The 13,623-nt window shown below is 34.9% G+C and carries 12 protein-coding genes; 4 read left to right on the top strand and 8 right to left on the bottom strand.

Annotated features, from left to right (window positions below):
• Positions 1-78 precede the first annotated feature (78 nt).
• Positions 79-891 carry a DNA/RNA non-specific endonuclease gene (locus AAC084_RS16515; RefSeq protein WP_339841324.1) on the top strand — a complete coding sequence of 271 codons (813 nt, stop codon included), beginning with the start codon at positions 79-81 and terminating at the stop codon, positions 889-891.
• Here AAC084_RS16515 and rodA read toward each other — a convergent pair.
• From rodA to AAC084_RS16480, 7 genes are all read right to left on the bottom strand, one after another.
• Positions 888-2,171, bottom strand: a complete 1,284-nt coding sequence (gene rodA, locus AAC084_RS16510) for a rod shape-determining protein RodA (protein ID WP_339841323.1) — start codon at positions 2,169-2,171, stop codon at positions 888-890. The genes AAC084_RS16515 and rodA overlap by 4 nt on opposite strands.
• Positions 2,161-4,029 (bottom strand): penicillin-binding protein 2, encoded by a 1,869-nt coding sequence (mrdA, locus tag AAC084_RS16505; RefSeq protein WP_339841322.1) that lies wholly within the window; start codon positions 4,027-4,029, stop codon positions 2,161-2,163. The genes rodA and mrdA overlap by 11 nt, the downstream gene beginning before the upstream one ends.
• Entirely contained in the window at positions 4,026-4,535 is a 510-nt protein-coding gene (mreD, locus tag AAC084_RS16500) for a rod shape-determining protein MreD (protein WP_339841321.1), read from the bottom strand. Before mreD ends, mrdA begins: the two co-directional genes overlap by 4 nt.
• Entirely contained in the window at positions 4,525-5,349 is an 825-nt protein-coding gene (mreC, locus tag AAC084_RS16495) for a rod shape-determining protein MreC (RefSeq protein ID WP_339841320.1), read from the bottom strand. Before mreC ends, mreD begins: the two co-directional genes overlap by 11 nt.
• Before the next feature lie 51 nt (positions 5,350-5,400).
• Positions 5,401-6,429, bottom strand: coding sequence for a rod shape-determining protein (locus tag AAC084_RS16490; protein ID WP_027066022.1), 1,029 nt, complete (start codon positions 6,427-6,429; stop codon positions 5,401-5,403).
• 56 nt (positions 6,430-6,485) lie between these two features.
• Positions 6,486-8,018 (bottom strand): bifunctional phosphoribosylaminoimidazolecarboxamide formyltransferase/IMP cyclohydrolase, encoded by a 1,533-nt coding sequence (gene purH, locus AAC084_RS16485; RefSeq protein ID WP_339841318.1) that lies wholly within the window; start codon positions 8,016-8,018, stop codon positions 6,486-6,488.
• A gap of 92 nt (positions 8,019-8,110) precedes the next feature.
• Positions 8,111-8,560 (bottom strand): GAF domain-containing protein, encoded by a 450-nt coding sequence (locus AAC084_RS16480; RefSeq protein ID WP_339841317.1) that lies wholly within the window; start codon positions 8,558-8,560, stop codon positions 8,111-8,113.
• A gap of 129 nt (positions 8,561-8,689) precedes the next feature.
• On the opposite strand from AAC084_RS16480, the gene AAC084_RS16475 reads away from it, so the two are divergent.
• From AAC084_RS16475 to AAC084_RS16465, 3 genes are all read left to right on the top strand, one after another.
• Positions 8,690-9,103 (top strand): hypothetical protein, encoded by a 414-nt coding sequence (locus tag AAC084_RS16475; protein WP_339841316.1) that lies wholly within the window; start codon positions 8,690-8,692, stop codon positions 9,101-9,103.
• A gap of 206 nt (positions 9,104-9,309) precedes the next feature.
• Positions 9,310-11,550, top strand: coding sequence for a TonB-dependent receptor (locus AAC084_RS16470; RefSeq protein WP_339841315.1), 2,241 nt, complete (start codon positions 9,310-9,312; stop codon positions 11,548-11,550).
• 21 nt (positions 11,551-11,571) lie between these two features.
• Entirely contained in the window at positions 11,572-11,934 is a 363-nt protein-coding gene (locus AAC084_RS16465; RefSeq protein WP_339841314.1) for a heavy-metal-associated domain-containing protein, read from the top strand.
• A gap of 453 nt (positions 11,935-12,387) precedes the next feature.
• On the opposite strand, the gene AAC084_RS16460 is transcribed toward AAC084_RS16465, so the two are convergent.
• Positions 12,388-13,593 (bottom strand): glycoside hydrolase family 18 protein, encoded by a 1,206-nt coding sequence (locus AAC084_RS16460; protein WP_339841313.1) that lies wholly within the window; start codon positions 13,591-13,593, stop codon positions 12,388-12,390.
• Between the last annotated feature and the right edge of the window lie 30 nt (positions 13,594-13,623).

The following is a 13,623-nucleotide window of genomic DNA, read 5'->3' as shown; positions in this document are numbered from 1 at the left end:
TCGTTTAGACCTTTTTATACTAGGTTTATTGGTCGATTAATTCCTGTATATCTTACAAAATTACGGTAATTTTGGCGTATGACATACCGTAAAAAGAATGGAACTGTTTATAGTATTTTAATTCTTGTTTGTGTAATAGGTTTTTGGCTATTCGAGAATTTTTATACGCCTGCAACTTATTCAAATAATGATACAGGTGCAGACTCGAATAATTTCCCAAAAGAACTTTTACCCTCATCAACTACTGGTGAAATCGTTGACCATTCTTATTTTACATTATCCTATAATGAACCTTTTGAACAGGCAGAATGGGTGGCATATATACTTGATAAAAAGCACCTGACCTATGATGATAGAAAACGACCTTATTTTATAGAAGATCCTTTTGTTTCATCTAAATCTGCAGATTATAAAAATTATAAAGGATCAGGGTATGACCGCGGCCATTTGGTACCTGCAGGTGACCGTAGATTCTCTTTGCAAGCATATAATGAAACTTTCTACACAAGTAATATAAGTCCGCAGGATAGAGAGTTTAATGCAGGTATATGGAACGATTTAGAACAGCAAACAAGGCGTTGGGCAAAGAAATATGGAACACTATATATTTTTACCGGTGGAGTGTTGGAGAATGGATTGGAAGAAATTGGACAGGAGGATGTAGATGTGCCAGATGATTTTTATAAAATTATAGCTCGTAAAAAGGGTAATCAACTAATTACGATATCTTTTTTAATACCTAATAAGCCTCAATCTTCACAGCTTCGTAGTTTTATTGTTTCCATTGATGATATTGAAAAAGAGACGGGTATTGATTTTTTTGAAAGTTTACCCCTAAAAGACCAAGATGCTTTTGAAAAACAAAATAACGCTTCTGGTTTTAAATTTTAGAAACTCTCCTTTAATCGATTTGTATCTAGTCGTAGGAAAATAAATAGTAAAATAGTAAAGAATAATAAACCTGACCCACCATAACTAAAAAAAGGTAGCGGAATACCAATAGTAGGTAATATGCCTATTACCATACCTATATTTATAAAGTAGTGAATTAAAAGAATGGAGATAACACCGTAGCCATACATTCGGGCAAAAGCATTTTTCTGCCTTTCTGCGAGAGAAATAAGTCTTAGAAAAAGTATTGTAAATAGGATAATCACCGTGGCAGTTCCTAAGAAGCCCCATTCTTCACCAACGGTACTGAAAATATAATCCGTATGCTGTTCAGGCACGAAATCACCCTTAGTTCTTGTCCCTTCTAAAAAACCTTTACCAAAAAATCCGCCAGATTCAATTGCTTTTTCTGATTGATAGGTGTTGTAGCCTATTGTTTTTCTTATCTGTTCTAATTTATTTGGGTCTTTTTCAAGTCGTAACCACAAGCCAAAACGATCTCGGTGGCGTTGTTCGAATACATTGTTAAAAACAAAATTTACAGATAAAGAAAAGAGAATGACCGCTACACTAATAAAAGTAAGCGGAATAACAGGAATTTTAAGAGTTTTTCGTTTTAACCCAAATAAAAGTATAATTAGTAATACCAAACCTATAACAAGCCAAATAGTGCCGAACATTAAGGTGGTAACAAATATAAGTATCAGACTTACGATAATTGCCAAATAGAAAAGGGGTAGGCCTTCTCTGAATATTACAAAAATAAGTGCAAAGAACACAAGGGCACTACCGGGATCCGGTTGTGGTATTATCAATAACGCAGGTATAAGTATAATCAACAATGCATATAACTGATCCTTTCTTCGTTTAATATCTGTTTGAATATCACTAAGGTATTTAGCAAGAGCCAATGCAGTTGCAACTTTCGCTAATTCAGAAGGTTGTAGATTGAAAAAACCGAGGTCATACCATGAGGTTGCGCCAGCTATGGTTTTGCCAAAAACAAAAAGCCCTAAGAGCGAGACCATTGAAAGTATGTAAAGAAGACTTGAGAATCGTTCGTAAAAGTTTACTTCAAGGGCAAGTATGATAACTATTGTTATTAGACTGACTCCAATAAAAAATAGTTGTTTGCCATAAAGTGTTCCGAAATCAAAAATAGAGCTGTGCTCGTCAGTAAATGTACTGGAGTAAATATTAATCCAACCAATAAGAACAAGTGCGAAATAGATGAAAACACTTAGCCAATCTATACGTTTTAGAATACTTCTACCAGACACGCTCGTTTATTTTAAACTCCTCCCCACTGTAGGGTTTTGCATATTCTGCTTCTAACGTTTTTTCAAGCATTCTTTTTTCTAAATCCTTTCTGGTTATTTCCCCTTTCAAATATTTCTCTATCATAAGAGAAGCAATATGGCCAGCATATCTAGAGCCGAAATATCCATTTTCGATATATACGGCAATTGCAATTTTAGGATTATCTACTGGTGCAAACGCTACAAAAACAGAATGATCTGTTAATTGAGTACGTACCCCGTCTATTTTAGTGAAATTTTCTGCAGTACCCGTTTTGCCTGCCATTTCAATACCTGGAATTTGCAAGCGAGATGCAGTACCTTTTGTGTATACATCTGCCATACCTCGAACAACAGGTTCGAAATATTTCGGGTCTATTGTGGTGTGTTTAGCTTCGGTAAATTTTGGTTCTGTAATATCTTTACCTTCAATTTTCTTTAAGATATGCGGTGTAAAATAATGACCTCTATTCGCAATGGCGGCTGTCATGTTGGCTAATTGAATAGGTGTCGCCAATATTTCACCCTGGCCAATAGAATTGGAAATGATATAGGAAGAACTCCATCGGTTATCTCCATACCATTTGTCATAATATTCTTTGTTTGGTATTCTACCTTTTTGACCAAAAGGCAAATCATAGCCAAGGTAATCGCCAAGACCAAAGCTACGCATGTGCTTTTCCCAAACGTCCATCGCTTCATCCGTAGTATCAAAATGTTCAAATATTTTACGAAAAGTACCTGCAAAATAAGCGTTGCAAGACATGTAGATTCCTTTATTCATATCACGCATACCACCACCACAGTGACAACCTCTTTTTGTCTTACCAACATAAAATCCATGATAACATTGAATAGTGCTTGATTCATCCAGTACACCTTCTTGTAGTGCAATAAGTGCATTAAGGGTTTTGAAAGGTGACCCAGGGGGCTGTTGAGCGTGTATTGAGCGATCCCAAGTAGGGTTGGCTATAGTGTCGTTATATAATTTGGTGTAATTTTTAGAACGTTCTCTACCGACCAATAGAGCGGGGTCATAGGTTGGGCCTGAAATCATAGATAGAATTTCACCTGTGGAAGGCTCTAAAGCGACTATGCCACCTCTTTTACCATTCATTAATAGCTCACCATACTCTTGTAGCGTCTTGTCGATAGTGATACTTATTTGCTTTCCTTGCTCAGGTAAAGTGTCTATTGCTCCTTCTTTGTACGGGCCAATATCTCTATTGAATCTATCTTTTTGAATGTATTGTACGCCTTTTCTTCCCCTTAATAAATCTTCGTAATAGCGCTCTACTCCGGTTCTACCTTTTAGTTCTCCTTGAACATAATATTTGTTCACGGCAAGGTCACCTTCATTTACCTCACTTATATACCCAAGAACATTGGCTGCACTAGGGGTGTCATAATAGCGTAAAGACCGTTTTTGAATATAAAAGCCTTTGTACTTACGCATTTTCTCCTGTAGTTTGGCATAATCTTGCTTAGACAATTGTGGTACTAAAACCGAAGGTAATCTTGGAGAGTAAACTCTTGCCTTTCTGAGTTTTTCTATGAATCTTTCTTTGTCAATACCTAATAGACCGCAAAATTCAAGAGTATCTAATGGTTTTACTTCTCGAGGGATAACCATGACATCGTAAGCAGGGTCGTTACCGACTAAAAGGTTTCCGTTTCTATCATATATATATCCACGTTCAGGATAATCATAAATAGCTTTTATGGCCGGATCCTCCAAAACGTGATCTGTGGAAAAGCTAAAAATTTGCAAATAGGATAGCCGTCCCAAGAATGTAATTGCGATAACAATGATAATAGATGATAAAAGAATTTTTCTCATTCTTTTTTACTGCTAAATAGTGTGCTGAATAATATGCATAAAATCAATGTGGAGATACCAACTGTAAGCGTTTTTTGTAAAATTAACAAGCTATTCGCGAAGCTGAAAATTTCTAACGTAAAGTATACCAAGTGATGTATTATAATTAATAACGCTAAAAATGTAAATTGTTGTGCCTTAGTACTGTTGTTTAACTTAAAACTTTGAAATTCATAGTTGACGCCAAAAACAAAACGCATAATTGTAGGTCGTAAATAAGCTATTGTAACGGTAGCAGCAGCATTTATGGCAAGCGTGTCAGAGAATATATCTACAAATAGCCCTAGAATAAAACATAGTACTATAAATGTAGCTCTATTTTGTTTGATGGGGTACCAATATAGAAACAGAATATAAACCAGTGGGTTTATATAGCCGAAGAAATTTAAATTGTTGAATACGAGTACCTGTACTAGAACCAATAGTATAAACCGGAGTACGTTGAAAAAGAAAGTACTATTGATCATTGGCTTCTGTTTCTGCTTCTAATTGTAAAACTTCTTTACGGTTCAAATTTTTAATGATATATATATTTCCAATATTGGTCATGTCATTAAATAATTCAACATCAATAAAATAGAAACTTTTTGAATTATCTAAGTCGAAACGTTTGATAGTGCCGATAGGAATATTCTCTGGAAAAATACTACTCATTGCTCCGGTTACAATAGTGTCGCCTATGGTTAAGGGTACAAGTCGAGGAATGTCTATTAATTGAACTACATTATAATCTTGTGTATTTTCCCAAACTAGTGAACCAAAATGATTCGAATTTTTGATTTTGGCATTGATATTCGATTTTTCGCTCAAGATACTTTGTACGGTTGAAAAGTTGGCTGAGGTATTTTCTACAATACCTAAGATACCTTTGTCTGTAATTACGCCCATATCTTGCGCAATGCTATCTTTCTTTCCTTTGTTTATAGTTACATAATTACGTTGATCTGCATAGCTGTTATTGATTACCTTACCTCTGATTACTTCATAGTCAATAGCAGTGGTATCAATAGTTGCTGCTGTAAGCTGAGGCGTGTTGAAAAGTTTATCTCTAAGCCTTTTGTTTTCTTCGACCAAACTATTGTTTTCTTCCCTTAGGTTGAAGTAGGAAGAAATATTATCTGAAAATGAATAAATGCTTCCAGTGATGTAATTGGAAGAATTTAAAAATTTAGATTGATGATAAGAATGCGACTGAAACGTAAAAATTAAGGAGATTAATAACAGAAATAGGTATAGTAGAAAGGTTTTGTACCTAATTAGAAAATTTATAATCTGTTGCATTCACCCCTAAATTTTACCATCAAATAAATAAACCAATTAATATCGGCTCACTTACTTGATTAATATGCTCTTATAACGTTCTAGATTTTTTAATGCTATACCTGTACCACGAACCACCGCACGTAATGGGTCTTCTGCAATATATACTGGTAAGTCAGTTTTTTGCGACAATCTTCTGTCCAATCCGCGTAACATAGAACCTCCGCCGGCAAGGTAAATACCAGTGTTATAAATATCAGCAGCCAATTCTGGGGGTGTTTGAGATAACGTTTCCATCACAGCATCTTCAACACGTAGAATAGACTTATCTAATGCCTTTGCAATTTCTCTATAAGATATTTGAACTTGCTTAGGTTTGCCTGTCAATAAATCACGACCCTGTACTGATTTTTCATCAGGCGGCGACTGTAGGTCTTCTGTTGCGGAGCCTATTTCAATCTTAATAGCTTCTGCTGTGCTTTCACCAACATAAAGATTGTGTTGTGTACGCATGTAATATATAATATCATTGGTAAATACATCACCTGCAATTTTTACCGATTTATCACAAACAATACCTCCTAATGCTATAACTGCAATTTCAGTAGTACCACCACCTATATCAACAATCATATTTCCTTTAGGTTGCATAATATCTAAACCAATACCAATAGCAGCAGCCATAGGCTCGTGAATTAGATAAACTTCTTTACCGTTTACTCTTTCGGCAGATTCTTTTACCGCACGCATTTCAACTTCAGTAATACCTGATGGAATACAGATAACCAATCGCAATGCAGGTGGGAACCACTTTTTCTTTAATGCCGGAATGTTTTTAATAAACATCATCAACATTTTTTCAGAAGCATCGAAATCTGCGATTACACCATCTTTCAATGGTCTAATCGTTTTTATATTTTCATGGGTCTTACCTTGCATCATGTTGGCTTCTTTACCAACTGCAATAATTTTTCCACTAATTCTATCTCTGGCAACGATGGATGGGCTATCGACAACTACCTTGTCATTATGTATAATAAGGGTGTTCGCTGTACCTAAATCTATAGCTATTTCCTCGGTCAAGAAATCAAAAAATCCCATATGTGATGTTTATATTTTAGATAAAAGGGTGTGTTTTATCGACAAAAGTAATGAAATTAATGCTTGAAATGACGCGTACCGGTCATCACCATTGAAATTTTATGTTCATTACAATAATCAACACTTAATTGGTCTTTAATTGAGCCACCTGGCTGAATTACACTAGTGATACCTGCTTTGTCTGCAATTTCAACACAATCAGGAAAAGGGAAGAAAGCATCACTTGCCATTACGGAACCTTTCAAGTCAAAATTAAACGTTTGTGCTTTGTGAATGGCTTGGTTTAAAGCATCTACTCTACTTGTTTGACCGGTACCGCTCGCGCAAAGTTGTTTGTTCTTTGCAATTACTATAGTGTTCGATTTTGTGTGCTTGCATAGTTTTGATGCAAATATCAAATCTTCTAATTCTTGTTCAGAAGGCTTAGTGTTTGTTGCATTTGTTAGATCTGCAATGGTATCTGTTTTATGGTCTTTTTCTTGAAGAAGCATACCGTTTAAACATGTTCTTACCAACATCTCTGGCATTTCAACAGCTTTCTGTATTAGAATAATTCTGTTTTTCTTTCCTTTTAAAATCTCTAAAGCTTCAGGGTTATAGCTTGGTGCTATAACTACTTCGCAGAACAATTTATGAATTTCTTCCGCAGTTGCTTTGTCAATTTCTTTGTTGCTAATAAGAACGCCGCCAAATGCTGAAACCGGGTCACCGGCTAAAGCATCAACATACGCTTGATGTAGGGTGTCTCTCTGAGAAAGACCACAAGCATTGTTATGTTTAAGTATAGCAAATGTTGGAGCATCGTTTTTAAATTCTGACATAAGATTTACCGCTGCATCAACATCTAATAGATTATTGTACGATAATTCTTTTCCATGTAATTTGGAGAACATAGCATCGAAATCCCCGAAGAAGAATCCTTTTTGATGTGGATTCTCTCCATAACGTAAAACCTTACCTGTGGTCTCACTTACTTTAAGGGCTGCTATGTCATGGTTTTTATTGAAGTAGTTAAAAATAGCAGTATCATAATGAGAAGAAACGTTAAAAGATTTAGCAGCAAAACGTTTTCTGTCTTCTAGACTTATATTTCCATCATTTTCTGATATAACTGAAAGAAAATCCGCGTAATCTTCCATAGAAGAAACACAGGTAACATCTTTAAAGTTTTTTGCAGCTGCACGTATAAGTGAAATTCCGCCAATATCTATTTTTTCAATGATATCTTGTTCAGAAGCACCACTCGCAACCGTTTTTTCGAACGGGTACAAATCAACTATTACGATATCTATTTGAGGAATTTCAAATTCGGCTAATTGAGCGACATCACTTTCATTGTCTTGTCTATTCAATATGCCTCCAAATACTTTTGGGTGTAAGGTCTTAACTCTACCTCCAAGAATAGAAGGGTAGCTAGTTACATCTTCAACAGGAACAACTTCGATTCCTAAATCGGTAATGAATTTTTCCGTTCCGCCGGTAGAATAAATAGTAATTCCTAATTCTTGAAATTTCTTTACGATAGGTTCTAACCCATCTTTATGAAATACTGATATTAAGGCTGAAGACGCTTTTTTAACACTGCTCATTGTAAGATGCTTATAAGGTTTTAATAAGCAAGCAAAAGTAATTTTTTTGCAGCTAAGAATCACCTCGGGTTATCAACAAAAAGCCTAAAGTTTTAAAGAATTTTAGCTACTTCGAAATTTACGAATTCTAAAAAGGTCTCATCGGCCTTTGTAAAAGGATTAGGAGTGTTAGAATCAATATCTATTTGCCCTATATTTTCTTCGTTAACGAATAGGGGAACAACTATTTCTGCTTTAACCGTAATGCTGCAAGCTATATAATTGTCTTGTGCCTGTACATCGGGTACTACAAAGTTTTTGTTGCTTTCGGCAACTTGGCCGCAAATTCCTTTTCCAAAAGGTATAATGGTGTGGTCTGTAGGTTCACCAGCATAAGGACCTAACTTTAATTCTTTCTTATCTCCGTTTTTAAAATAAAACCCTACCCAATCGTAATGAGGTATTTCACTTTTTAGTAATTCACATATTTTCTGCAATTTTGATTCAGTGGTATTATTGGAATCTGTTATAGAATTTATAAGTGGTCGTAAATCATCAAACATACTTAGGCTATTTTAGTAAGTACAAAAATGAAGTTTAAAACCTATTTTTACAATAGGTTGTACTTAAATATTCGTTAAGAAAATTGACACTAAAAAGGGTTGGGTGAAATAATTCTTATTTTTGTAAACATGAAAAATTTGTTTCATAAATTATTTTCTGTTTCAATGGCGTTGCTATTGTTGTTGTCCACAATTTCGTGGACAGTTGAAAAGCATTTGTGTATGGGGCGAGTTATGGATATAGCTTTGTTCGGTCAAGCAGATGATTGTGGTATGCAAGCTAGCTTAGCCTTATTGGGTGATGCATCCATAGAGAAAAAGCAATGCTGCGATAATGAAGTGTTTACTATACAAGGTCAAGACAATTTAAATCTTGGTTTTTCTAATTTTGATTTTTCTCAACAAGTATTCTTAATTTACTTTACAACCTCTTATTTGGGCTTGTTTCAAGAGACTACAGATAAGAATATTGTTTGCGATTCTTATCCGCCGCCTAAAATAGCAGAGGATTTGAATATTCTTCACCAAGTTTTTTTGATTTGATTTAAAACGTGTAATACATCGCTTTATAGCGTTCATACATTTTTTAATCAAATCTAATATTCAATGAAAAATATAACTTGGCTTTTAGCCATTACCCTTATAGGTATTCTTTTTACGAGGCTCAACGCCCTCCGATTACCACCAATTAGCTTATTGGGTTTACGGGCAGCTAAAATTGATTAATAAAATTCAATAAGAAATTATAGATGAATAAAATTATAATAGCACTAGTTGCTGTAGTATTGCCTACGCTAGTCTTGTCTCAAGATCAAGTGGATGGAGTAATATTAGACTCCAATGATTCAAATGCTTTGAGTCTTTCTGGTGCTAATGTGTATTGGCAAGATTCCCAAACAGGAGTAGTTACAGATTTTGATGGGAAATTCTCTATTCCCTATAAAAAGGAATTCAATAAGCTTATTATTAGTTATGTAGGTTTTGAGTCAGATACCTTAACTATAAATAAGCCTAGATCTATTCGTCATGCTTTAAAACCTTCGAATGAATTAGATGAAGTTGTGGTGCAACAAAAGCGAGATGCTATACAGAAAACCTATTTCAGTCCGCAAAATGTAATTACAGTTAACAGTGCAGAATTGTTAAAGGCCGCCTGCTGTAATCTTGCAGAAAGTTTCGAGACAAACCCTGCTATAGATGTAAATCTATCAGATGGTTTAACGGGTACCAAGCAAATTCAAATGTTAGGTTTAACTAGTCCGTATTTATTGATTACTCAAGAAAATATTCCTATGGTTCGTGGTGCTTCTCAGGCATACGGTTTAACATTTACTCCAGGCACTTGGATAGAGAGTATTCAAATTACCAAAGGGGCGGGTAGTGTGGTAAATGGTTATGAAAGTATTTCTGGTCAAATAAATACCGAAATGGTTAAACCTCTTACTGATAATGCCGTTTTTGTAAATGGGTATGCCAATGAAAATGGTCGTTATGAGCTAAACACACATTTTAATAAACAGCTTACGGACAAGTTGAGTACCGGATTATATATTCACGGTAATAAGAGAACGGAGAAAGAAGATAATAATAATGATGGATTTTTAGATTCTCCTCTTGCTGACCAAATTAATGTGATGAACCGATGGCAGTATCAAGACCCAGAAAAAGGGTGGGTTAGTTTTTTCAATGTTCGTTTTTTGAATGATGAAAAACAAGTAGGGCAAGTAGATTTTAACCCTAATAAGGATAAGTTTACCACTAATTCTTGGGGTAGTGAAATCAATACACGTCGTTTTGATACTTCTTTAAAACTTGGCTATGTTTTTCCGGAATTGCCATTTCAAAGTTTCGGATTTCAGACTGCCTATAGTTTGCATAAACAAGATTCGTATTTTGGTTTTAGAACGTATGACATAAATCACGAAAGTATTTTTACAAGTTTGCTTTTTAATTCTATCATTGGCGATACAAGAAACAAATTTAAAACAGGACTTTCATTTGCTTATGATGGCTATGATGAGGTGGTAACTACTACAGATTATTCTAGAGAAGATACTTCTGTAGGTGCTTTTATAGAATACAGCTATGAGAATTTGGAGAAAGTGAGTCTTACCGCAGGTCTTCGTGTTGATAATCATAATCGATTAGGAACTTTTGTAACACCACGTTTTCATATTCGCTATACACCATGGGAAAATGGAAGTTTACGTGGTTCGTTCGGCCGGGGTAAAAGAGCAGCAAATATATTTGCTGAAAACCAACAGCTTTTTGCTTCATCAAGGAACATCAAAATATTGAATTCGGGGGGAAGTGTTTACGGACTAGAACCAGAAGATGCTTGGAATTACGGAGTAAGTTTTTTACAAGGTTTTAATTTTATAAACAAAAAAGGTGATGTGTCGGTAGATTATTATATCACCGATTTCAGAAATCAGATTGTGGTTGATTGGGAAAACCCTCAAGAAGTTTCATTTTATAATTTAGAAGGAAGGAGTAGCGCCCATAGTTTTCAAATTGAAATGAATTATGAACTATTAACTCGGTTAAATTTTAGAACGGCGTATAAATTCTATGATGTATCGACCGATTATATTAGCGGTAACCTACAAAAACCATTACAAGCGCAGCATCGTTTTTTTATTAATTTAGGCTATGAAACAGAGGCTAAAGAAAATGGTTCGCAGTGGAAATTTGATTATACGTTGCATAGTTTAGGAAAAATGAGATTACCTGATACCAGTTCTAATTCAATACAATATCAATTAGGAGAATATTCTTCGCCATATAATCTTATGAATGCTCAAATAACAAAAGTATTTTCTAATACGTTTGAAATATATATAGGAGGGGAGAACCTAAATGGAGAACAACAAAATAATCCGGTTTTAGGTGCAGATAACCCTTTTGGTCCTAATTTTGATACTACCATTGTTTACGCGCCAATAATGGGAAGAATGTTTTATGGCGGATTTAGATTTAAAATTCAATAATAATTACTAATTTAAAGAGATATGAAAAGAACCATTTTGTCAATCGCAATGATGTTGATAGCGGTATTAACGTATGCCCAAGATAAGAACAAGAAAATGACTTTCGATGTTAATGGTAAATGCGCCATGTGTAAAGAGCGTATTGAAGAAGCGGCATTGAATGTGAAAGGCGTTAAATACGCTATGTGGGATATTCCATCGCATCAATTATCTATAATTATGGATGAGCGTAAAACCGATGCAATGAAGATTAAAAGTGCTATTGTTGCTGTAGGTCATGACACTAAAGAATTGAAGGCGACGGAGGAGGCTTATAGCAGTGTTCACCCCTGCTGTAGGTATAGAGAAGATAATTCAGATGATGGATTAAATCATAAAATGTAGTCGAAAAAGCGATAATTAATTAAGAGTGTTTTACAGTTAAAAAAGGCTTGAATAATTTTTAGTTAATTTTTTGCCAACGAGATTATCACGAATCAAAATCTGAAATACATTAGCCTAGATTTATTTTAAATTCGATACTAATGGCACAAGCAAAATCAGCAGGGAAACCAGCTGCAAAGCCTTCTCCAGCAAAAGCTGGTAAAAAGGCTGCTCCAAAAGCTGCTCCTAAGAAGAAGTAGTTTGGTAATAGTCTACGAGTAGGCTAACCACTTGGACGTGAAAACCACCTTTTGTAAAAAGAAGGTGGTTTTTTTGTTGGTAACGTGGTTTTACACCAATCTTATAAACACTAGATTGGAATAAGATTGAATTATTTTTTTAAAAATTGAATCTGTGCTGTCATTTAAATTAGTTCAGGAAATGGGCATTCTTCAAAATTGAAGAAAAAAGAATTTAGTTTTTTAATGAAGTGTCATAAATAGCATTCAAAAGACTATTATTATCCTTAGTGTCAATTCCTAATTGCCAAAACATTATTCCACCTAGTTTCTTTTTCATGACAAACTCTGTTTTAAGCCTAACTGATACAGTATCGTCGTAACTAATAAAAACACTGTCTTTCTTACTATATAAATAGGGTGCTTTTGCGATAGGGTCCCAATATCTTTTGTAATTAGTACTTGGTTCATATTCTTTTCGAATCTGAGAGTATCCGCTCCAGCCTTCATGGGCGCCTGTATTTGATTGGTAAAGACCATTATTTTCGGATGGAACTCCTTTCCACGCGCGGCCATAAAATGCGGCGCCAATAACGAGTTGTTCTGGTTTAGCACCATTTTCAATACAATAAGAAATAATTTTTTCTACTGATTTAGGTTCGTAGGTATTATCGTGCTTTTTCATATTTGCTTTGCGTTGTTCGGCATATTTCCATGCAGGTGTACCTTGAATATCTTTATCCTCAATTAGCCCAAGAGCCGTATGGTGTCCGGTGAAAGGGGCATTTCCTCCAACTAGGTCATACGTCATGATGTTCATGAAATCGACATAGGTCATTACTTTTTTTAATTCTATATTTTCATAGTATTGTTTCCATCCTGCAGATGCAAAAGTTAAGACCTGTTCTCTTTCTAGTTCGTTCAATGCCTCTCGCAATTCTTTCATTAGCATAGTAAAGTTTTGCTTGTCTTCTGGCCTAGCTCTGGTACTTGCAGCCGGTATTGAAGGATATTCCCAATCTATGTCTAGACCGTCTAGTTTGTATTTTTCATTAAATGCTACGACGCTTTTAATGAATTTTCTTCTATTTTCTGCTGTATGGGCCATGTCAGAAAATCCATCAGCTCCCCAGCCACCACAAGCTATCATGACTTTTAAATGGGGGTGGTATCGACGTTGTGCAACTAATTGTTGTAATTTTTCTCCGGTTTGTTGGTCTCTGAATTTCATTTCACCATCAATGATATTGGTGAAAGAAAATATAATATGTGTTAATTGATTAAGTGGGAGTTGATCAGGACGGTACTCTTTTTCTGGTACATAATAGCCCATCACGACAATGGGAGTTTGATTTTCATTCTCTGGTTTAGGATTGAGAATAAAAGAACTAAAAATAAAAGTGAGTATTATAATGGAGATATATATTCTTATGTATTTCATAATGTGAAATTATAGCAATAGAAATTAGAG

The sequence above is a fragment of the uncultured Maribacter sp. genome, from assembly GCF_963977385.1.
In the GTDB taxonomy this organism is placed as follows: Bacteria; Bacteroidota; Bacteroidia; order Flavobacteriales; family Flavobacteriaceae; genus Maribacter.
This window is presented reverse-complemented; position numbering and strand designations above follow the sequence as displayed.